This is a genomic window from Stenotrophomonas sp. ESTM1D_MKCIP4_1 (assembly GCF_003086895.1).
GTDB lineage: Bacteria > Pseudomonadota > Gammaproteobacteria > Xanthomonadales > Xanthomonadaceae > Stenotrophomonas.
In genome coordinates, this window is sequence record NZ_CP026004.1 from 2,783,882 (window position 1) to 2,805,173 (window position 21,292).

Consider the following 21,292-nt stretch of genomic DNA (forward strand, 5'->3'; position numbering starts at 1 on the left):
AGTCCCCTGCCCCGTCATTGCAACAGCGCAGGGGGCTGGACAATGGACCGGCCCGCAGGCCGGCCATTGCCAGTTCCCGATGCCAACGGCGAACCGCTGGCATCGGGGTGTTGCGTTACATCGCCGCTTAGAAGCGGAAGCCGACTTCGGCCTTGATCTGACGCGGCGTACCGATGATGTCGCCGGTCTCGTTGTAGCTGGCCTGCAGCTTGCCGTTGCTCTTGATGTAGTTGTAGTTGGAGAAGTTGTCGAAGTTGAACACGTTGATGATGTCCAGGCGAGCGTACAGCTCGGTATCGCCCGGCATCTTGAACGTCTTCGTCGCCTGCAGGTCCACCGAACGGTAGCCGAAGATCTTGCCACCCAGCAGGAACTTGCCGTTGGCATTGGGCACGGCGGCCTGCGGGGTCGGCAGGGTGAAGCCGCTGTCCTGCGGGATCGGGTACCAGTCGTTGACGGCAGTCGGGGTGGCCAAGGTGATCTTGCCACCGAAGGTGATGCCCCAGAAGCCAGCATACGAACCGGTCACCACCAGGCGGTGGCGCGGCGCGCCGTTGGAACGGATGGTCGGGTAGTCACCGATCAGGCCGCGGTCAAAGGCGTACTTCTCGTTGATGTCGCGGTTGTGGCGCGCGGTCGTCCAGGTATAGGCGATCGAGGTGCCCCAGCCGCTTTCCTTGGTGAAAGGCTTCTGCGCCGACAGCAGGACCTGGGTCGCACGGGTCTTGATGCCCTGCTGGCCGATGATCAGGCTGCCGAAGCCCGGCACGTTGCAGCTCCAGGCCTGGCTCAGGCCCGGTTCGGTGCCACCGCACAGGCGCGGGTCATCGAAGAACTGGCCGGTCGGGTAACGGTTGCCCAGGGTGAAGGCGAAGCCGTCATAGCTCAGGGTGCGGGCGATGGTGGCGTCGGTCAGCCAGTCACCGATCTGGTTGCTCATGCCCAGGCTGAACTGGTCCGAATACGGGGCCTTCAGCTTGTTGTTCAGCAGGTCGACTTCCAGGCCGGCGTTGCTGGTCGAACCGACCAGGGCCTGCAGGTTCTCGATGCCGTTGAGCAGGTTCGGGTTCCAGTCATAGCAGGCGGCCTGGCCGTTGATGCAGGTGCCGGTGGCCGGATTGCGGAAGTAGATGGTCGGCTGCGGCAGGGCCAGCTTGGTGGTTTCCAGCTGCAGGTTGTCGAACAGGTCGCGGTCGTACGAACGGCCGGCACCACCGTGGATCACGTGCTGCTCGTCGGCATTGATGTCATACGAGAAGCCCAGGCGCGGCTGCCAGGCATCCTTGAACGCCTTGCGGTTGTGGCCATTGCTGATGTAGTCGCTGATGTCCAGGCCGCCCAGCGCCAGCGAATCGGCGAAGGTCTGGCCGGCGGGAGCGCGCGGATCCTGCGAGTAGATCGCGTCGACGACCTGCTGCGGGGTCACGAAATCCAGGTAGGCCGGGGTCTTTTCGTAATCCCAGCGCAGGCCGATGTTCAGCTGCAGGTGGTCGTTGACCTGCCAGTCGTCCTGGATGAACACGCCGTACTGCTTGGACTTCGAGCGCACTTCACCGGACACGCCCGACACGCCGGTCACCGGCTTGACGAACTGCGCCTTGTACGGGATGGAATCCGGGAAGTCCGGATCGCCCAGGCTGTAGGTGAAGGTCGGGTTGATCTGCGCCGCATCGGACGCGTACAGATCGATCGCCTTGTACTTCACGCCCATCTTGATGGTGTGGTCGCCGGCCCACTGGATGCCGTCCAGGGTCAGGTTGTCTTCGATCGACCAGCCCTTCTGGCCCTTCACCTGCGAATCCAGTGCCGAGGCGCCACCGATCTTCACCACGGTGCGGTCTTCGGTGCCGTCCGGTGCGGTGTAGGTGATGCCGTTGGCCAGGGTCAGCGGGGTCGGGTTGTTGAACGAATCTTCATGGGTGACCATCATCTCGTTGTAGTAACGCTCGCCGCTGTGGTTCCAGCGCAGGGCGTAACGACGGTCGGTGTTGACCACTTCGCGGCCGGCTTCCGGCGAGGTCTGGCCACTGAACTGCGACTGGGTTTCGTCGCGGTCCTGGAAGGTCAGCTCGATGCGGTCGTTGTCGGTCGGCTCGAAATCAACCTTACCGAAGATCAGGTCCTGCTGGAACGGCTGGCTGGCCGGGCCCAGGCCTGCAGCGCCGGCGGCCGGCAGCAGGCTGGCGGCGCTGGTGACCGCGCCGTCCGGCGCGATGGTGACCGGCAGGTCGAAGCGCTTGGCTTCGTAGGTCACGAAGAAGTGCGCCTTGTCCTGGATGATCGGGCCACCCAGTGCGAAGCCGTATTCCTTCTCGGCCGACACCATCTTGTCCTGGCCGGCCTGGCGCTCGGCCGGGGTCTTGGCGCGCATGTCCTCATCGGTGTAGCGGTAGAACGCCTCACCCTTGAATTCATTGGTACCGGACTTGGTCGCGGCGGTCACCGCGGCGCTCGACACCTGGCCGTACTCGGCCTTGTAGTTGCCGCTGATGACCTTGTATTCGCCGATGGCCAGCTGCGGGAACGGGTTGCCGGCGCTGCCGGACTGGCCGGCCACGCCGCCGCCCTTGACGTAGCTCTTCTGGCCCACGCCATCGATGTAGACGTTGGTGCCGTCGGCATTGGTGGCACCGCCGCGCAGCGAGGTGTTGCCCTTGGCATCACGGGTGAAGATCAGGCCCGGCACCGCATCGGCGAACTCCAGGAAGTTGCGCGACACCTGCGGGGTGGTCTGGATCTGCTGCAGGCTGACGGTCTTGCCGACTTCGGAGGTACGCACTTCCTGCAGCAGGGTCGGCGCGACAACGTTGACGGTGTCCAGGTTGGTGGCGGCGGTGCTGCCACCACCGCTGGCAGCGGCCTCGCTGAAGTTCAGCGTCGAGGTCGATGCCACGGTAACGGTGACCTTCTGGGTCTGGCCGTTGGCAACCACGTCATAGGTGCCCGGGTCCAGGCCCATCAGCGAATAGGTGCCATCGGCGCGCACGGTGCCGCGACGGACGGTACCGGTGGCCACGTTGGTGGCGGTGACTTCCGAGCCCGCCTGGGCGCCGGCCACCTGGCCGCGCAGGCTGGCGTTGGCCGACTGCGCCATGACGTTCGGGGCGGCAGCCAGCATCAGGCAGCTGACCAGTGCGGTGCTCAGCAGCCGGCGCGCCGGCATGCGGATCGTGGAATGCATCATCAACTCAATCTCCGGGTGGCGGTATCCGCGGATGCGGTACCTGCGATCAATCAAAAAAGAAGGAACGCCTCTGGCTTCAATGGCCCGATGGCGGAGTGGTGGAATCGCGAACGATGAGGCGGGGAACGAGCGTCTGCTTGTCTCCTGCCCCTTCGGGGGTGTTGCCGTCCATCAACTGCATCAGACGCGTCATCGCCCTATCGCCCAACTCAGCGATACTGACCTGCATGGTGGTCAACGAGGGGTGTACGAACCGCGCCAGTGGAATGTCATCGAATCCTGCCAGGGCGACATCGGAAGGCACGTGGATCCCTGCCTGCGCGAAGGCATACAGGCACCCCAGGGCCATCATGTCGTTGGCGGCGAACACGGCATCGGGCAGCGCACCGGCTGCCAGCATCTCCTGACCGGCGCGATGGCCGGAAGCTTCGTCGAAATCACCGGGCAACTCGATGCCCTCGGCGCTTCCGCCAAAAGCCGCCAGCGCGTCACGGAAGCCGCGCAGGCGCTCGCGCGCGTCGAAGTTGAGATCCGGGCCAGAAATGAACGCGATGCGGCGGTGGCCGGCATCGAGCAGGTGGCGGGTCATGGCCATCGCACCGGCGTGATCGTCGATGCTCAGGACCGGGTGATCCTGCCCCGGCAGATAGGTATTGATGAGGACCGTAGGCAGCGACTGCGGCAGGTTGTCGGTCAGAAAGCCAGGGCTCTCGGCATAGGGCGAGAGCACCAGCAGGCCATCGACGCGGCCGCGCATGGCACGCAGGGCTGCGCCCTGCTGCACCTGGTCGCCGTGGTAGCTGGACACCAGCAGGTGCTGGCGGCGGTTGCGGGCGACGTTGTCGATGCCGCGCATCAGCTCGGAGAAGAATTCGCCGTAGAGATCGGGCAGCACCACGCCCACCGTATTGGTCCGGCGGCTGCTCAGGCTGCGGGCGGCGGCGTGCGGGGTGTAACGCAGCCTCGCGGCGACCTCCAGCACAAGCTGGCGGACCGGTTCGGCGACATTCTCATGCCCGTTCAGCGCGCGGGAAACCGTAGCCACGGAGACCCGGGCTTCTCGAGCGACGTCTTTGATTGTTATGGCTGCCTTGTTCACGAAGCCGCCCTCCACGGCTTGGACCTACCAGCTTGGCGCGGAATGTAAGCGTTTCCATCTGCGCTTGTAAACACTCCGTTAGACGAATGTCCCCGGATGGACACAAAAATCTGACGTGGACAGGTCTGTTCCTGGACCTGGCAGGACTTTGCGGGACAGGCCATCAGCCCTGCTCGGACAGCGTGTATGCGCGGATGGACAGCGCATGGATATCGGTCTCCATCAGCCCTCCCAGCGCGGCATACACCGCGCGATGGCGCGCCAACGGGGCCATGCCGGCGAACTGTTCGCTGATCACCAGCACGTTGAAATGCCCTCGCCCGTCACGCGCGCCCGCATGGCCGGCATGGCGATGGCTGTCGTCTTCAATCTCCAGCCGGCTCGGTGCCAGCGCCTGCTGCAACGCAGCACGTATCAATTCGACGCGCTGCGCACTCATGGCAGCACCTTGCGGAACGGCCGCACCTCGACGCGGGTGTAGACGCCTGCGGCGACATACGGGTCGGCATCGGCCCACTGGCGGGCCTGCGCCAGCGAGTCGAATGCGGCAATCACCACCGAGCCACTGAAGCCGGCCGGACCCGGATCCTCGCTGTCGATCGCCGGGCAGGGGCCGGCCAGCAGCAGGCGCCCCTCGTCGCGCAGCGCGTGCAGGCGCGCCAGGTGTTCGGGCCGGGCCTGCAGCCGCTGCGCCAGCACGTCCTGGCCGTCGTAACCTTCAATCACATAGAACACGGGTCTTCCTCGTTCATGTTGCGGTGCGTCGATTCTAGCCAATGGGCCAGCGCCGCCGGCCCGGCTGGACACCGGCCCGGCAAAGCCGTACCCTAAGCACCATTGCACGTGGCTTGATGCAGCAGCCCGTCGGTTTTTGCGGCCAACGCAGCCCCCGACGACCGTCCCGCTGCCTCGAACCGGACCACCCGGCCGGGCCTCGTAGACGACCTCCCCGTAGTTCCGTCGCCGCCGTTTCCTGCGGCGCGTCCTGCTGTTTGATATGTGTGGAATCGCGCCGATCCCGGCGTGTCTGGTGCCTGGGGCGCCGTGGCGAAGGCCCGGCAGATCCGGTCCCGCGACTGGTCCGTTGCAATCCTGATGTCCATTAGATGACTTCCGAACTCGCGCTCGACGCGAACCCGCCAACCCGGCCGCCCGCCCCCCAGCAGCAGGAAATGCCGCTGGCCGTGGTGCATGGGCAACCGGTCCTGCAGATTCCGCAGGACCTGTACATCCCGCCGGATGCGCTGGAAGTCATCCTGGATGCGTTTGAAGGCCCGCTGGACCTGCTGCTGTACCTGATCCGCCGGCAGAACCTGGACGTGCTGGACATTCCCGTGGCCGAGATCACCCGGCAGTACGTGGAATACATCACCGTGATGCGCGAGCTGCGCTTCGAGCTGGCCGCCGAGTACCTGGTGATGGCCGCCATCCTGGCCGAGGTGAAGTCGCGCATGCTGCTGCCGCGCCCGGTCAGCGAGGACGGCGACGAGGCCGACCCGCGCGCCGAGCTGGTGCGCCGGCTGCAGGAGTACGAACGCTTCAAGCAGGCCGCCGAGGATATCGACGCCCTGCCCCGCCAGGACCGCGACACCACGGTGGCGCACGCCTTCATGCCCGAGCGCGCGACGGTGAAGCTGCCGCCGCCGGTGGACCTGAAGGAAATGCTGCTGGCCCTGCATGACGTGCTCAAGCGCGCCGAGCTGTTCAGTGGCCACGCCATCAAGCGCGAGGCACTGAGCGTGCGCCAGCGCATGGGTGAAGTGCTGGGCCGGCTTGAAGACGGAAAGTTCTACCGCTTTGAAGGGCTGTTCACCGCCGAAGAAGGCAAGCTGGGCGTGCTGGTCACGTTCCTGGCGGTGCTGGAACTGGCCAAGGAACAGCTGCTGGACATCGTCCAGGAAGAACCGCTGGCGCCGATCTACGTGAAGTCCCTGGCTGCCGGCAACACCAACGCCCCGCTGCAGTTCAGCAGCGAGTTCGACGACAACGACGCCGCCAATGAGAACGAGTGAGCGCTGACTGCCGATGGACCAGACGCTGATCAACCGCATTGTCGAGGGTGCCCTGCTGGCCTCCAGCCAGCCGCTCACCCTGGCCCAGCTGAAAGACCTGTTCCCGGAAGAGGAACCGGCACCGCCGGGCAGCATCGAACGTGCGCTGGAGCGCCTGCGCGAAGGCTGTGAGGGCCGTGGCGTGGAACTGGTCGAGGTGGCTTCCGGCTTCCGCTACCAGGTGACCGGCGAAGTGCATGGCTGGATCAGCCGGCTGTGGACCGAACGCAAGACCCGCTACACCCGCGCCACCTTGGAAACTCTGGCGCTGATCGCCTACCGGCAGCCGATCACCCGCGGCGAGATCGAACAGGTGCGCGGCGTGGCCGTCAGCAGCAACATCATCCAGGCGCTGGAAGAGCGCGAGTGGATCCGCGTGGTCGGCCACCGCGACGTGCCCGGCAAGCCGGCGCTGTTTGGTACCACCAAGGGCTTCCTGGACTACTTCGGCCTGAAGCGCCTGGACGAACTGCCGCCGCTGTCGGAACTGAAAGACCTGGGCGAGCTGGAACCGCAGCTGGCGCTGGACCGTGACGGTCCCGCCGTTGCCGGTGCCGCCGGCCCGGACATCAGCGCCGACCCCGATGCGGCCGCCAACGATGATGCCGGCCTGCAGGGCGGCGATGGCAACACCCCGAATTCCGCCGACGCAGCTGCTGCGCCGGCCACCGATGAGCAAGCACCTTCGCCCCTCGATGATGGGCACCCCGATTCCGCGCCGGGCGAGCGCGCGGTGCCAGTGAACGAACGCGAAGACAACGCCGTCGCGACGACGACCGTGGCTGTTGACCAAGCCGATTCCGAACCAGAGGCCGACCTCGAAACCGTCGGCCGGAGCAAAACTGATGAGTGACACCCCCCGTAACAAGCTTTCGCTGAAGCGTGAAGCCACCTCCGAACAGTTCAAGCTGGAAGAGCGCCTGCACAAGGTGCTGGCCCAGGCCGGCCTCGGCTCGCGCCGCGCGCTGGAACAGCGCATCGCCGAAGGCCTGGTCAAGGTCAACGGCGAAGTCGCGCAGACCGGCATGTCGGTCAAGAGCGGCGACAAGATCGAGCTGGACGGCCGTGGCTTCGTCGCCACCGCGCTGGCCGAGCCGTCGCGCGTGCTGGTCTACAACAAGCCGGAAGGCGAAGTGACCACCCGCGAAGACCCCGAAGGCCGCCCGACCGTGTTCGAGTCCCTGCCGCCGCTGAAGGGCGCGCGCTGGATCGCCATCGGCCGCCTGGACATCAACACCACCGGCCTGCTGCTGGCCACCACCGACGGTGAACTGGCCAACGCCATGATGCACCCGTCGTTCGAGGTCGAGCGCGAGTACGTGGTGCGCGTGCGCGCCCCGGAAGGCGAAGAAAAGGTCTCCGACGCCATCGTCGACCGCCTCGCCCGTGGCGTCGCGCTGGAAGACGGCCCGGCCAAGTTCGACGAGATCGAACGCATCGGCGGCACCGATTCGCACGACTGGTTCCGCGTCGTGGTGAAGGAAGGCCGCAACCGTGAAGTGCGCCGCCTGTGGGAATCGCAGGGTTGCCAGGTCAGCCGCCTGAAGCGCACCCGCTACGGCAAGGTCAGCCTGCCGCGCGAGCTGGTCCGTGGCCACTCGGTGGAACTGCCCACCGCCCAGGTCGAAGCGCTGCGCGCGCAGCTGAAGCTGGAAGAAGGCGCGCCGTCGGCACTCACCCTGCAGCCGGTGATCGGCCAGCGTCGCGCCGCCAAGACCACCGTGCGCGTGCGCGAAGGCGGTCGTGGCAATGCCTACGTCAACGGCCACAGCACCGCCGATGAAGGTCGCGAACTGCGTCGCTTCGACAACGTGCGCGAAGATCGCGGCCGTGGTCGCGGCGGCAAGGGCGGCGGTGGCTTCAAGGGCGGCCTGACCGTCAGCGGCGAAGCGGCAGCCAAGCAGTCGCAGAAGCCGTTCAAGCAGCGCGCGCCGAAGAACGACCGTTCGCTGCCGGAAGGCAACCCGGCCGCGTTCCGTACCTGGTACGTGCCGGACGGTGTCAGCACCGGCCCGAGCGGCCACCGCAACGCGGGTCCGGGCGCACGTGGCCCCGGTGCCCGTGGCCCGGGTGCAGGCGGCCAGGGCCGTCCGTACGGCAAGCCGAAGGGTCCGGGCGCGGGTGCCGGTGGCGGCCAGGGCCGTGGTGGCTTCGGCGGCGAAGGCCGCGGTGGCGCCGGTGGCGGCCAGGGTCGTCCGGCCGGTGCGGGCAACCGCTCGCAGGGCCAGGGCAACAAGCACCCGTACGGCCATCCGGGCAATGCCCCGAGCTTCCCGTCCGACCATGCCAACCCGGGCTTCAACCCGTATGGCAGCGCGCGTCCGGCCGGCAACGGTCGTCCGGGCGGCAACGCCAACGCACGTCCGGGCGGCAATCGCGGTCCGGGCGGCAACCGTGGCCCGGGTGGCCCCGGCGGCAACCGCGGTCCCGGTGGCCCGGGTGGCAACCGTGGCCCGGGCGGCCCGCGCCGCAGCGGCCCGCGCGGCGGCTGACCCAACCCAACCAGGACGGAGCGAGCGATGACACGGATGTTGTCCCTGGGCGCCCGCCTCGGCGCCCTGCTGGTCCTGATGCTGGTGGTGGGCGGTTGCGAACGCGCCGCCGACCGCCTCAAGCAGGAGCTGGCCGCCACGCAGAACCCGTGGCCGAAATCTTCTCCGCTGCACGCACCCACTGACCGTCTGGTACGCCGGCTGATCGTCGATCCGCGCTACATGGAACGCATCAAGCAGGCCGGCAGCAAGGAAAAGGCCATCCAGGCCGGTGCGCAGCTCAGCCTCGATGGCATCGCACGCCTGCCGCCGCAGCGGCTGGAGCAACGCGCCAAGGTCATGGCCGCCATCCTGCACGCCATGCCGGTGGAGGACTGCGCACGGATCTCACGCGCGACCGGCGCTGCCGAAGTAGCGCGACTGAGCACGGTGTTCTTCGCCCAGCTGGAAAAGCTCCCGCCCGCAGACATCGACGCCTGGTTCGAGATGAGCTACCAGGCCAGCATCGCCGAGCTGGAACAGCGCCCGCCCAGCAAGATCAGTGAAGCGCAGATCCAGGCGGCGTCGGAAGCGTTCATGGACAGCCTGCCCAGCGATGCGGTGCGCGTCCGCGCCATGGCCGTCCTGCCCGAGATGGAAACCGCCGCACCGGCCGACGCCTGCTGGGCATCGCGCACGATGTTCGACGCGGTGGCGACGCTGCCCAAGCCGCACCGCGGCACCCTGGCGTGGCTGTTGGCGCAGCAGTAGACCGCGCACCTTGCGGCTTGGTACCGAAGGCCCACCCTGTCTGGCGTCCCTGCGCTGCAGCGCATCGCGGTTAGGAATTGTCTGAAAATGAGCAGTTCGTGCCGCAGCTCACCCCAGTGACGCTTTAGCCCTTCTACGGTGACGCCTCATTCCCACGCAAGGCACCGTTGATGGCTTGGCATACGAGCACCTCCGTCCTGACGATCGTCGACGCCAGCAACAGCTGGTGGACCACCCTCTACGAGTCCGGCGAGACCGCACCGGTCTGCGGCATCTACCGTTGCCAAGGCTGCAAGTGCGAGATCACCCGCAATCAAGGCGAGGCGTTCCCGCCGCAGTCGCACCACCCTCATCGACCGGAGCAAAGCCGCATCCGCTGGATGCTCAACGTACGTACCAACGCTCGAGTCACCTGACACAAAAAAGGGACGGAGGGGATCAAGTCGCTTGTGCACAAACGACTTGATCCCCTCCGTCCCCTTTTTGCGGTCAGCGGCGGCTGATGGTGAACGCGGTGCCGTCCACGCCCAGGTCCCAGCCCTTGCCGGTGCCGGACAGGGCCAGCGAGACGTCGCCCTTGGTCATCACCTGCGCGTTGCTGGATTTCACCGCGCCTGCGTGTGCGCCCACCGAAGCGTAGGTGCCCAGCAGCTCGTTGATGCCCACCGCGCCGGTGAAGCTGCCGCGCCCATTGGTGATCTTCGATTTGCCCACGGTCAGGCCGCCACCCTTCACCTGGATGCGCACCGGCAGGCTGGTGCCATTGCTGCACTGGAGGGTGCCGTTGCCCGAGGCCGTCTTGTAGATCAGCGACCAGCCTGACAGGTTGTAGCGCAGGTGGCAGTCGAGGTTGCCAGCGGCATTCGCAACCGGGGCCAGAGCGGCTGCGGCCAGTGCCGTCAGCAGGACAAGGGACTTCTTCATCAGCAGGACTTCCACGTCAGGTCGGACTGGCCGCGAATCTAGCAGCGCGCGCGTGCACGATGAATGCAGGCACGCGTGCGGATGCGGCGAGCGTTCAGCTGCCCGCCGCCGGCCCGCCGCTCAGGCCCGCTCGTCCAGGTGGAACGCATCCGCATCGAGCATCGCCGGGAAGCGTGCCCGGTGCGCCGCCAGCGCCTCGGCCGAAATGGTGGTGGTGACCACCTGTTCGCGCTCCCGGATCTCCACCTGCGGCTGGCCCAGGAAATCGATCACCGCACTGTCGCCGGCATAGTGCAGCTGGTTGCCATCCACGCCGATGCGGTTGACCGCCGCCACGAAGCACAGGTTCTCGATGGCCCGCGCGCGCAGCAGGGTCTTCCACGCGTACGCGCGCGCCGACGGCCAGTTGGCCACGAAGATCTGCAGGTCGAAATCCATCTGCCCTGCCCGCTCCACGTTGTAGCGGTTGCGGCAGAACACCGGGAAACGCAGGTCGTAGCAGACCTGCGGATTGATCCGCCAACCCTTCCATTCCACGCACAGGCGGTCGCGGCCTGCCGCATAGCGCTCATGCTCGCCGCCATACCGGAACAGGTGGCGCTTGTCGTAGTACTGCAGCCCGCCGTCGGGCGTGGCGAACAGCAGGCGGTTGTAGACGCCCTCGCCATCGCGCAGCTGCACGCTGCCGATCACCGCCGCGTCCAGCGCCGCCGCCTGTTCGCGCACCCACGTCACGGTGGGGCCGTCCATGCCTTCGGCCTGGGCGATGGCCTCGTTGGAAAAGCCGCTGGTGAAAGTCTCCGGCAGGATCACCAGATCGGTGGTGCCGGCCAGCGGTGCCAGCAGCGCGCCGTAGTAATCGCGGTTGCCGTCCGGGTCGTGCCAACGGGTGTCGCCCTGCACGAGGGAAATGCGCAGATCCTGCATGGTCGTCATGTCCTCAGAGCAGACGCAGGCGTTCGATCGCCGCGTCCAGCGTGGCCTCGTTCTTGGCGAAGCACAGGCGCACCAGGCGCTGGCCGACCGGCGCGGTTTCGTAGAACGGCGACAGCGGAATGGCGGTGACGCCCTTCTCGATGGTCAGCCACTTCACGAATTCATGGTCGGGCAGATCGCTGATGGCCGAATAGTCCACCAGCTGGAAATAACCACCCGGCACCGGCAGCGGCTTCAGGCGGGTGCCGGCCAGCTGTTCGCGGAAGCGGTCGCGCTTGGCCTGGTAGAACGCACCCAGTTCCAGGTGGTGTTCCGGCTCGTCGCGGATCATCGCGGCGAACCCGTACTGCGCCGGGCCGAAGCTGGTGAACGTGTTGTACTGGTGCACCTTGCGGAATTCCGCGGTCAGCAGCGGCGGTGCCACCGCATAGCCGATCTTCCAGCCGGTGCAGTGGTAGGTCTTGCCGAAGCTGGAGATGACGAAGGTACGCTCGCGCAGTTCGGGGTAGCGCAGCGCCGATTCGTGGCGGCGGCCATCGAAGATGATGTGTTCGTACACCTCATCGGAAATCAGGTAGATCTGCGTGCCACGCAGCAGGTCAGCCAGCGCCTGCATGTCGGCCTCGTCCAGCATCGCACCGGACGGGTTGTGCGGGGTGTTGACCATCAGCATGCGGGTGCGCGGGGTGATCGCCGCACGCACGCGGTCCCAGTCCACCGCGAAGGTCTGCGGGTCCAGCGGCACGTGCACTGCGGTGGCGCCGGCCAGCTCGATGGCCGGCTCATAGCAGTCGTAGGCCGGGTCCAGCACGATCACTTCCTCACCGGCACGCACCACGGCGTGGATGGCGTTGAAGATCGCCTCGGTGGCACCGCTGGTGACGGTGATCTCGGCATCCGGATCGAGGGTGGCGCCGTACAGGTCCAGCGACTTCTGCGCGATGGCCTGGCGCAGCGGTGCCACGCCGGTCATGGGCGGGTACTGGTTCAGGCCCGCGGCCATCGCCTTGGCGGTTTCGTCGATCAGGCGCTGCGGCGCGGAGAAGTCCGGGAAACCCTGGCCCAGGTTGACCGCGCCGTGTTCGGCGGCGAGCTGGGACATCACGGTGAAGATCGTGGTACCGACCTTGGGCAGCTTGGTGGTGGGTTGCATCGGCCTGGGGAATGGGGAGACAGACCGCTGAGTTTACGCAATCCCTGCTGCCGCCGGGCCAGACAACCGCAGCCGAGGGAAATGCCGGCCAGCGGCATTCATCGCGCGGCGGTAGTGCCGGCCGCTGGCCGGCAACCACGGCCAGCGGCCGGCGCTACCGGGGCCATTCATCGTTACAATTGCCCCCGCACTCCGGCACGAAGACCCTCGCCCCTTGAACACCCCTGCATTGCTGGCCGCCAGCGGCCTGAGCTTCTCCCGCAATGACGAACCCGTGTTCGGCCCGCTGGACTTCCATGTGGATGGCGGCGAAGCCCTGCTGGTGCAGGGCGGCAATGGTGCCGGCAAGACCACCCTGCTGCGTGTGCTGGCAGGGCTGGCACGTCCCGGCGCCGGCCAGGTGCGCATCGATGGCAAGGCCGCCAGCAACGCCGAGCGCGCCCGCTACGTCGCCTACCTCAGCCACCTGCCGGCCCTGAAGCCGGATCTGGACACGCTGGAAAACCTGCACTTCCTCTGCGGCCTGCATGGCCGCCGGGCCAAGCAGATGCCGGGCAGCGCGCTGGCCATCGTCGGCCTGGCCGGCTACGAGGACACCCTGGTGCGGCACCTGTCGGCCGGGCAGAAAAGGCGCCTGGCGCTGGCCCGCATCTGGCTGTCGCCGGCACCGCTGTGGCTGCTGGACGAGCCCTACGCCAACCTCGATCTGGAAGGCATCAACCTGGTCAACCGGATGATTTCGGCCCATCTGCGCGGCGGCGGTGCCGCCCTGGTCACCACCCACGGCGCCTATGCCGCGCCGCCGGTACGCACGCGCCTGCTGGAACTGCCGGTGCCCGGGCAACCGGCCGCCACCGTGCAGGGAGGTGCCGCATGATCGCTCCGGGCACCGAACCGGGCCTGTGGCAGACCGCCCGCGCCCTGCTCTCGCGCGATCTGCGCCTGCTCTGGCGCCGCCGTGGCGATGCGCTGCAACCGGTGCTGTTCGCCCTGCTGGTGGTGGTCCTGTTCGCACTGGCACAGGGCCGCGATCCGCAGCCGCTGGCCGCCACCGCGGGCGCCGTGCTGTGGCTGGCGGTGCTGCTGGCCGGGCAGCTGGCGCTGGATTCGCTGTTCCGTTCCGATGCCGAGGATGGATCGCTGGAACAATGGCTGCTGGCACCCGTGCCGCTGGCCTGGCTGGTGCTGGTGCGCGTCCTGCTGCACTGGGCCACCACCGCATTGCCGTTGATCGTGGTCAGTCCGCTGCTGGCGGAAATGCTGCATCTGCCACATGACCAACTGCCGATGTTGCTGGCATCGTTGCTGCTGGGAACACCGGTGCTGAGCCTGATCGGTGGCGTGGTGGCCGCGCTGACGGTGGGCATACGGCGCTCTGGTATTCTCGTGGCGTTGCTGTCGTTGCCGCTGTACGTACCGGTGCTGGTGTTCGGTGCGGGCAGCCTGGCGGCGGCCAGTCGCGGGCAGGATCCGGTCGGTGCGCTGCTGATGCTGGGCGCAGGACTGGTGGTCGCCCTGCTGCTGGCACCGCTGGCGACCGCTGCGGCCATCCGTATTTCCCTGAGTTGAACGGGCAGAGAGCCAATCCACCCTTGCTGGATAGCCGTCACGCATGAATCCGATCGTCCGCTGGTTCCATCAACTCGGTTCGCCGCCCACGTTTGATCGTTTCGCTGCCCGCTGGTCGCGTGTGTTCTACATCGCCGCGCTGCCAGTGCTGCTGGTGGGCCTGTGGCAGGCGCTGCTCGTGGTACCGCCGGAAGCACGCCAGCTGGACAGCTTCCGCATCCTCTACATCCACGTGCCCAGTGCCTGGATGAGCCTGTTCGTGTTCGCGCTGATGGCGCTGTATGCCGCCATCGCGCTGATCTGGCGCATCAAGATCTGCGAGATCCTGGCCATGGCCTGTGCGCCGATGGGCGCCGGCTTCACCCTCATCACCCTGCTCACCGGCAGCATCTGGGGCAAGGGCACCTGGGGCACCTGGTGGGATTGGGACCCGCGCATGACCAGCGAACTGGTCCTGCTGTTCCTGTACCTGGGTGTCATCGGCCTGTACCACGCCATCGAGGACCGCCGCAGCGCCGCGCGCGCGGCCGGCCTGCTGGCCATCGTCGGCGTCAGCCTGCTGCCGGTCATCCGTTATTCGGTGGACTGGTGGGGGGGCCTGCACCAGCGCCAGTCAATCAGCGTGTTCGGTGAATCAGCCATCAGCAGCGCGATGATCGCACCGCTGTGGTGGATGGTCATCGGCACCAAGTTCTGGTTTGCCGGCTCGGTGCTGGCCAAGGCGCGTGCCGACAATCTCGACCGCGAGGCCGGCAAGGCCTGGGTCGGCCAGCGCGTGGAGGAAACACAGCGATGACCCACCTGCCCTTCGTGATCGGCGCCTATGCCGTGTTCGTGCTGGTACTGCTGGTCGATGCCATCGGTTCCTGGCTTCGCCTGCGCGCGGCCCGCCGCCAGGCACAGTCGCGCCAGCAACGGCAGCAGGCGCGGCAGACCGCACAGCAGGCGGCGCCGGCCCTGACGGCGGAGCTGGAGCGATGACGCCGGTGCAGCGCCGCCGCATGGCCTGGGTGCTGCTGGCCCTGCTCGCCTCCGGCCTGGCCACCGCACTGGTGGCGATGGCACTGGAACGCAACATCGCCTATCTCTACACGCCGTCGGAAGTACTGCGCGGCGACGTCGATGCGCAGACCCGCTTCCGCCTCGGCGGCATGGTGGTAAAAGGCTCGTTCAACCGCCCGGTCGGTTCGCTCGATGCACGCTTCCAGGTCACCGACGGCGATGCACAGCTGGCCGTGCTGACCTCGCGCATCCTGCCGGACATGTTCGCCGAGGGCACCGCCGTGGTCGCCAGTGGGCGCCTGCAGGACGGCGTGTTCGTGGCCGATGAAGTGCTGGCCAAGCACGATGAGAAATACGTGCCCAAGGAAGTGGCCGACAAGATGGGCGACGCCCATCGCAAACACGACGTGCCGGTACCGGCGACCGAGGTGCGCTGAGTGCTGCCCGGAGTGTTGCCAGAGCTGGGCCAGATCCTGCTGCTGTGTGCGTTGCTGGCTTCGCTGCTGCAGGCCGGCCTGCCGCTGGTGGGCGCACAGCGCGGCAATGCGGCGTGGATGGCGGTGGCCCGTCCGGCCGCCTTCGCGCAACTGCTGCTGGTGGCCGGTGCGTTTGCCGTGTTGACCGCGGCCTTCGTGCAGCAGGATTTTTCGGTGCGCTACGTCGCCGAAAATTCCAATTCACTGCTGCCGATGATCTACCGCTATTCCGCGGTGTGGGGCGCACACGAAGGGTCCCTGTTGATGTGGGCGCTGGTGCTGGCGCTGTGGACCGGTGCGGTGGCGCTGTTCTCGCAGCACCTGCCCGCTCAGGTGCGGGCGCGCGTGCTGGCGGTGATGGGCGTGGTCAGCGTCGGCTTCCTCGCCTTCCTCATCTTCACCTCCAACCCGTTCCTGCGGCTGAATCCTGCGCCGCTGGAAGGCCGCGACCTCAATCCATTGCTGCAGGACCCTGGGCTCATCATCCACCCGCCGATGCTGTACCTGGGCTACGTGGGCTTTGCCGTGCCGTTCGCCTTCGCCGTCGCTGCCCTGCTGGAAGGTCGCGTGGATGCGCGCTGGCTGCGCTGGACGCGGCCTTGGACCAACGTCGCCTGGGGCTTTTTGACCCTGGGCATCGCGCTGGGCAGCTGGTGGGCGTACTACGAACTGGGCTGGGGCGGCTGGTGGTTCTGGGACCCGGTCGAGAATGCCAGCTTCATGCCATGGCTGGTCGGCGCGGCGCTCATCCATTCGCAGGCCGTCACTGAAAAGCGCGGCACCTTCGGCAGCTGGACCCTGCTGCTGGCCATCGCCGCCTTCGCGCTGTCGCTGCTGGGCACCTTCCTGGTGCGCTCGGGCGTGCTGACCAGCGTGCATTCGTTCGCCGCCGATCCCTCGCGCGGGCTGTTCATCCTGGTGTTCCTGTCGCTGCTGGTCGGCGGCAGCCTGCTGCTGTACGTGCTGCGTGCCAGCGGCCTGAGCGTGGAGGCCGATGACCCGCGCCGCGGTTTCACCGCTACCTCGCGCGAGACGCTGTTGCTGGCCAACAATCTGCTGCTGGCCACGGCCTGCGCGATGGTGCTGCTGGGCACGCTGTATCCGCTGCTGGCCGATGCGCTGTCGCTGGGCAAGATCTCGGTGGGCCCGCCCTACTTCGGCAGCCTGTTCCTGCTGCTGATGGCACCGATGGTGCTGCTGCTGCCGTTCGGCCCGCTGGTGAAGTGGCAGCGCGACCAGCCCTCGCGGGCCTTCGCCCTGCTGGCGCCGTGGCTGGGCCTGGCCGTGCTGCTGGGCGCACTGGCCTGGTGGCAGGCGCCGCAGAACGGCTGGAAAGCCGGGCTGGGCGTGGCCGCCGCGGCATGGGTCGGGCTGGGTACTGCACGCTTTGTCTGGCAGCGCCTGCGCGGCAATGGCCGCTTCACTGCCGAGATGCTGGGCATGATCGTGGCCCACACCGGCATCGCCGTGTTCCTGGCCGGCGCGCTGCTGGTCGAAGCATTGAACGTGCAGCGCGAGGTCGCATTGGCGCCCGGCCAACAGGTGGAGGTCGGTCGCTACGCGGTGCGCTTCGAGGGCGTGGATCATCGCGAAGGTCCCAACTTCACTGCGAACCGGGGCCATTTGCGGGTGTTCCGCAACGGCCGCGAACGGGCCCTGCTGCATCCGGAAAAGCGCCTGTACGCCAGCGGCGGCCAGGTCATGACCGAAGCCGGCATCGATGCACGTCTCAGCGGTGATGTCTACGTGGCATTGGGCGAGCCACTGGGCAACAATGCCTGGGCGGTACGGGTGCATATCAAGCCGTTCGTGCGCTGGATCTGGCTGGGCGCACTGCTGATGGCCCTGGGCGGATTCATCACCGCCGCTGACCGCCGTTTCCGTCGTCCGTAGGAGTTTCCATGTCCGAGTCCCCCGCCCCGCGCCCCTCCCGCCCGCTGCCGCCGGTAGCCATCGTGATCGGCGTGCTGTTCTTCTTCGGCCTGCTGGGGCTGATGATCTACGGGGTGATGAAATCGGGCGACCCGCAGCGCGACGTGCTGCCTTCGGCCCTGATCGACAAGCCGGCACCGGCCTTCGCCCTGCCCGTGCTGCACGACCCCAGCATGACCGTGCGCAGCGAAGAGCTGCGCGGCGCCCCCTACCTGCTGAACGTGTGGGGCAGCTGGTGCGCCGCCTGCCGCGAGGAACATCCGGTGCTGACCCGCTTCGCCGAGAGCAAGCGCGTACGCGTGATCGGCTACAACTGGAAGGACGAACCGACCGACGCGCTGCACTGGCTGGAAACGCTGGGCAACCCGTTCATGGTGGTGCTGAGTGATGTGGAAGGCCGCACCGCCATCGACTGGGGCGTGACCGCTGCGCCGGAAACCTTCCTGGTGGACGGCAGCGGCATCGTGCGCTGGAAGTACAGCGGCGCGATGACCCAGCAGGTGGTGGACGAAAAACTGATCCCGGCACTGCAGAAGATCGAGCAGGCCCAGGGCAACGCCGATGCCGGCCTGCACGGCAATCCGTAAGCCCCTGCGCGGGCTGCTGCTGGCCCTGCTGCTGGGTGCGGCACTGCCGGCGCCTGCCCAGCAGCCGCTGCACGACCCGCGTCCGCTCGCCTTCCGCGACGGCGCCGAGGAAGCACGTTTCCACGACTTGGCCGCGCAGCTGCGCTGCGTGCAGTGCCAGAACCAGTCGCTGGCCGATTCCAACGCACAGATCGCCCAGGACCTGCGCCGCGAAGTGCTGCAGCTGATGCAGCAGGGCCATGACGATGCGCAGATCAAACAATTCCTGGTCGCCCGCTACGGCGAATTCGTGCTGTACCAGCCGCCGCTGCAGCCGGGCACCTGGCTGCTGTGGGGCGGGCCACTGCTGTTGCTGGCGGCCGGCGGCGTGGTGGTGCTGGGCATTGTTCGACGCCGTGGCCGCAACGTCGCGCCTGGCCCCGCTGGCAACACCGATGAAGGAGACGGCTGGTGAGCAACGCATTGCCAATCCTGGCCGGCCTGGCGGCTGCGCTGATGGCCGTGCTGGTGCTGTGGCCGCTGCGCCAGCAGGGCCGCCGTGGTTTCATGCTGGGCGTGCTGGCGCTCGGCGTGGTCGGTGCCTGCCTGTACCTGCTGGTGGGCGACCCGCGCGCCGCGCAGGTGCAGCCGGCGCCCTCGGTCGCCACCCTGCGTGATGGCGTGAACGCACTGCAGCAGGCACTGCAACGCGACCCGCAGCGTGCCGACGGCTGGGCGCTGTTGGGCCGTTCGCAGGCCGAACTGGGCGACGCCACTGCCGCCGCCGATGCCTTCGCCCGTGCTGTCGCCCTGGCACCGGATGATGCCGGCGTGCTGGTGGAAGCCGCACAGGCCCGCGCGCAGGCGGATGCGGGCAAGCAGTTCGACGATACCGCGATGGGCTGGCTGCAGCAGGCGCGCCGCCTGGCACCGGATGCCGAACGGGCGAGCTGGCTGCTGGGCATCGCCTTGCGCCAGCGCGGCAGGAACACCGAAGCCGCCGATGTCTGGAGCAGCCTGCTGCCGCGGCTGGAGCCCGGTGCCGCACAGGCCCTGCAGGCGCAGATTGCCATCGCCCGCGAAGCGGCGGGCCAGGAACCGGCCACAGATGCACCCGCCCTGCTGCAGATACGCGTGCAGTTGCCCGCATCAGTAAAACAAGGCGATTGGCCGGCCAGCACCCAGGTGTTCGTGCTGGCCCGCGCCGTGGGCGGACCGCCGATGCCGGTGGCTGCACGCAGACTGCCGCTGGCCGGCTTCCCAGCCACGGTGGGGCTGGGAGACGGTGACAGCCCCATGCCGACCGCACCGCTGTCGGCCCACACTGAAGTGGATGTACTGGCACGCATTTCGCGCAGCGGCAGCGCCAACCGCAGCGAAGGCGACCTGCAGAGCGAGGTGGTGCGCGTGACGCTGCCACATGATGGCGTGGTGGAGCTGCGGTTCCCCTGACCTGCACCCGGTAGTGCCGGCCGCTGGCCGGCAACCTCATGCATGCCGGCCAGCGGCCGGCACTACCGTTGTCTGCCCCGCTAGAATGCCTGCATGACTGAATTCATCCCGCCCGGCACCCGCTTCCATGCCCTGCCCTCGCCCTTCCCGTTCAAGCGCGGTGGCGCCCTGCACGGTGCGCGCGTGGCCTACGAAACCTGGGGCACGCTCGCGGCCGATGGCGGCAACGCGATCCTCATCGTCACCGGTCTTTCGCCGGATGCGCATGCCGCCGCCAATGCGGCCAACCCTGCGCCCGGCTGGTGGGAAGCCATGGTCGGGCCGGGCAAGCCGATCGACACCGACCGCTGGTTCGTGGTCTGCGTCAATTCGCTGGGCAGCTGCAAGGGCTCCACCGGCCCGGCGTCGCTGAACCCGGCCACCGGTGAGCTCTACCGCCTCGATTTCCCGGAACTGTCGGTGGAAGACGGCGCGCGTGCGGCCATCGAGGTGGTGCATGCTCTGGGCATCGAACAACTGGCCTGTGTCATCGGCAATTCGATGGGCGGCATGACCGCGCTGGCGGTGCTGATGCTGCAGCCGGGCATCGCGCGCAGCCACATCAACATTTCCGGCAGCGCGCAGGCATTGCCCTTCTCCATCGCCATCCGTTCGCTGCAGCGCGAAGCCATCCGCCTGGACCCGCAATGGAACGGCGGGGGCTATTCCGAAACCGACTACCCGGAATCGGGCATGCGCATGGCGCGCAAGCTGGGCGTCATCACCTACCGTTCCGCGCTGGAATGGGATGGCCGCTTCGGTCGCGTGCGGCTGGATTCGGACCAGACCGACGATGATCCCTTCGGCCTGGAATTCCAGGTGGAAAGCTATCTGGAAGGGCATGCCCGCCGCTTCGTTCGCTTCTTCGATCCGAACTGCTACCTGTACCTGAGCCGTTCGATGGACTGGTTCGACCTGGCCGAGTATGCCGACGGCGATGTGCTGGCCGGGCTGGCGAAGATCCGTGTCGACAAGGCACTGGCCATCGGCGCCAACACCGACATCCTGTTCCCCGTCCAGCAACAGCAACAGGTGGCCGACGGTCTGCGTGCCGGCGGTGCCGATGCACAGTTCATCGGCCTGGAATCGCCACAGGGCCACGATGCCTTCCTGGTCGATTTCGACCGCTTCGGCCCCGCCGTGCGCGGCTTCCTCGACGCGCTGTAAGTGGCCTGGCGACGCAACCTTGCGCTGGCCGTGCTCGGCGCGCTCATTGCGCTGACGGTGTGCCAGATCGTGCCACTGTGGCTGGGTGGCTGGTGCCTGGCGGCCAGCACGGTGGCGTTGGGGTTGTACGGGCATGACAAGCGGGCGGCACAGCGCAAGGAGTGGCGCATTCCCGAACGCACGCTGCAGCTGCTGGCGCTGGCCGGTGGCTGGCCCGGTGCGCTGCTGGGCCAGGCGCTGTTCCGGCACAAGCACCGCAAGGCCGAATTCCAGTGGGTGTTCTGGATGTGCGTGGTGGCCAATGTCGCGTCGATCGCGGTGCTGCTGCGCGAATTTTCGCGATGACCGCCCGGATGGGTGTAGAGCCGAGCCCATGCTCGGCTCCGCGCACAAAGGCAGCCGAGCTTGGGCTCGGCTCTACAGTAGATCCACGCCATGCGTGCACGCATCAGTAGATCCACGCCATGCGTGGATGGGCCGGCCAGCGGCCGGCACGACCG

At 67.5% G+C, this 21,292-nt stretch carries 23 protein-coding genes; 16 read left to right on the top strand and 7 right to left on the bottom strand.

The genetic code is table 11. The annotated features are described in order from the left end of the window. Positions 1-127 precede the first annotated feature (127 nt). From C1924_RS12745 to C1924_RS12760, 4 genes are all read right to left on the bottom strand, one after another. Complete coding sequence (locus C1924_RS12745; RefSeq protein ID WP_108765642.1) at positions 128-3,184, bottom strand: TonB-dependent receptor; 3,057 nt, start codon at positions 3,182-3,184, stop codon at positions 128-130. 76 nt (positions 3,185-3,260) lie between these two features. After that, positions 3,261-4,298 carry a LacI family DNA-binding transcriptional regulator gene (locus tag C1924_RS12750; RefSeq protein ID WP_108765643.1) on the bottom strand — a complete coding sequence of 346 codons (1,038 nt, stop codon included), beginning with the start codon at positions 4,296-4,298 and terminating at the stop codon, positions 3,261-3,263. A gap of 148 nt (positions 4,299-4,446) precedes the next feature. Then, positions 4,447-4,722, bottom strand: coding sequence for a BolA family protein (locus tag C1924_RS12755; protein WP_108765644.1), 276 nt, complete (start codon positions 4,720-4,722; stop codon positions 4,447-4,449). Further along, entirely contained in the window at positions 4,719-5,018 is a 300-nt protein-coding gene (locus C1924_RS12760; RefSeq protein ID WP_108765645.1) for a YciI family protein, read from the bottom strand. Before C1924_RS12760 ends, C1924_RS12755 begins: the two co-directional genes overlap by 4 nt. 371 nt (positions 5,019-5,389) lie before the next feature. Between C1924_RS12760 and C1924_RS12765 the strand changes: the two genes are divergently transcribed. From C1924_RS12765 to C1924_RS12785, 5 genes are all read left to right on the top strand, one after another. Beyond that, on the top strand, positions 5,390-6,295 hold the full coding sequence (locus C1924_RS12765; protein ID WP_108765646.1) for a ScpA family protein: 906 nt from the start codon (positions 5,390-5,392) through the stop codon (positions 6,293-6,295). 13 nt (positions 6,296-6,308) lie between these two features. Continuing rightward, positions 6,309-7,187 (top strand): SMC-Scp complex subunit ScpB, encoded by an 879-nt coding sequence (scpB, locus tag C1924_RS12770; protein WP_108765647.1) that lies wholly within the window; start codon positions 6,309-6,311, stop codon positions 7,185-7,187. Next, complete coding sequence (locus C1924_RS12775; RefSeq protein ID WP_108765648.1) at positions 7,180-8,826, top strand: pseudouridine synthase; 1,647 nt, start codon at positions 7,180-7,182, stop codon at positions 8,824-8,826. The genes scpB and C1924_RS12775 overlap by 8 nt, the downstream gene beginning before the upstream one ends. 27 nt (positions 8,827-8,853) lie before the next feature. Continuing rightward, complete coding sequence (locus tag C1924_RS12780) at positions 8,854-9,576, top strand: hypothetical protein (protein ID WP_159094802.1); 723 nt, start codon at positions 8,854-8,856, stop codon at positions 9,574-9,576. 170 nt (positions 9,577-9,746) lie between these two features. Beyond that, the gene (locus tag C1924_RS12785; RefSeq protein WP_108765650.1) at positions 9,747-9,992 is read left to right on the top strand and encodes a protein L; all 246 of its coding nucleotides are present in this window, start codon (positions 9,747-9,749) and stop codon (positions 9,990-9,992) included. A 73-nt stretch (positions 9,993-10,065) separates the two neighbouring features. Here the strand turns inward: C1924_RS12785 and C1924_RS12790 are convergent, their stop codons facing one another. From C1924_RS12790 to C1924_RS12800, 3 genes are all read right to left on the bottom strand, one after another. Then, on the bottom strand, positions 10,066-10,500 hold the full coding sequence (locus tag C1924_RS12790; protein WP_108765651.1) for a hypothetical protein: 435 nt from the start codon (positions 10,498-10,500) through the stop codon (positions 10,066-10,068). Between the two features lie 120 nt (positions 10,501-10,620). After that, the gene (locus C1924_RS12795; protein ID WP_108767054.1) at positions 10,621-11,427 is read right to left on the bottom strand and encodes an amidohydrolase; all 807 of its coding nucleotides are present in this window, start codon (positions 11,425-11,427) and stop codon (positions 10,621-10,623) included. A gap of 13 nt (positions 11,428-11,440) precedes the next feature. Then, positions 11,441-12,589, bottom strand: a complete 1,149-nt coding sequence (locus C1924_RS12800) for a pyridoxal phosphate-dependent aminotransferase (RefSeq protein WP_108765652.1) — start codon at positions 12,587-12,589, stop codon at positions 11,441-11,443. A gap of 214 nt (positions 12,590-12,803) precedes the next feature. Here C1924_RS12800 and ccmA point away from each other — a divergent pair, with 214 nt between their 5' ends. From ccmA to C1924_RS12855, 11 genes are all read left to right on the top strand, one after another. Then, positions 12,804-13,466, top strand: coding sequence for a heme ABC exporter ATP-binding protein CcmA (gene ccmA / locus C1924_RS12805; RefSeq protein ID WP_108765653.1), 663 nt, complete (start codon positions 12,804-12,806; stop codon positions 13,464-13,466). Beyond that, a complete protein-coding gene (gene ccmB, locus C1924_RS12810; protein WP_079222491.1) occupies positions 13,463-14,158 on the top strand; it encodes a heme exporter protein CcmB in 696 nt (231 codons plus the stop codon). The genes ccmA and ccmB overlap by 4 nt, the downstream gene beginning before the upstream one ends. 43 nt (positions 14,159-14,201) lie before the next feature. Next, on the top strand, positions 14,202-14,954 hold the full coding sequence (gene ccmC, locus C1924_RS12815) for a heme ABC transporter permease CcmC (RefSeq protein ID WP_108765654.1): 753 nt from the start codon (positions 14,202-14,204) through the stop codon (positions 14,952-14,954). After that, positions 14,951-15,139, top strand: coding sequence for a heme exporter protein CcmD (gene ccmD / locus C1924_RS12820; RefSeq protein WP_108765655.1), 189 nt, complete (start codon positions 14,951-14,953; stop codon positions 15,137-15,139). Before ccmC ends, ccmD begins: the two co-directional genes overlap by 4 nt. Beyond that, positions 15,136-15,597, top strand: coding sequence for a cytochrome c maturation protein CcmE (gene ccmE / locus C1924_RS12825; protein WP_108765656.1), 462 nt, complete (start codon positions 15,136-15,138; stop codon positions 15,595-15,597). Before ccmD ends, ccmE begins: the two co-directional genes overlap by 4 nt. 12 nt (positions 15,598-15,609) lie before the next feature. After that, a complete protein-coding gene (locus C1924_RS12830) occupies positions 15,610-17,529 on the top strand; it encodes a heme lyase CcmF/NrfE family subunit (protein ID WP_108767055.1) in 1,920 nt (639 codons plus the stop codon). An 8-nt stretch (positions 17,530-17,537) separates the two neighbouring features. Further along, positions 17,538-18,155, top strand: a complete 618-nt coding sequence (locus tag C1924_RS12835; protein ID WP_108765657.1) for a DsbE family thiol:disulfide interchange protein — start codon at positions 17,538-17,540, stop codon at positions 18,153-18,155. Beyond that, positions 18,130-18,609 (top strand): cytochrome c-type biogenesis protein, encoded by a 480-nt coding sequence (locus C1924_RS12840; protein ID WP_108765658.1) that lies wholly within the window; start codon positions 18,130-18,132, stop codon positions 18,607-18,609. The genes C1924_RS12835 and C1924_RS12840 overlap by 26 nt, the downstream gene beginning before the upstream one ends. Beyond that, complete coding sequence (locus C1924_RS12845; RefSeq protein WP_108765659.1) at positions 18,603-19,586, top strand: tetratricopeptide repeat protein; 984 nt, start codon at positions 18,603-18,605, stop codon at positions 19,584-19,586. The genes C1924_RS12840 and C1924_RS12845 overlap by 7 nt, the downstream gene beginning before the upstream one ends. Positions 19,587-19,679: 93 nt before the next feature. Beyond that, positions 19,680-20,792 carry a homoserine O-acetyltransferase gene (locus tag C1924_RS12850; protein ID WP_108765660.1) on the top strand — a complete coding sequence of 371 codons (1,113 nt, stop codon included), beginning with the start codon at positions 19,680-19,682 and terminating at the stop codon, positions 20,790-20,792. Then, on the top strand, positions 20,793-21,137 hold the full coding sequence (locus C1924_RS12855) for a DUF1294 domain-containing protein (RefSeq protein ID WP_108765661.1): 345 nt from the start codon (positions 20,793-20,795) through the stop codon (positions 21,135-21,137). Positions 21,138-21,292: the final 155 nt, after the last annotated feature.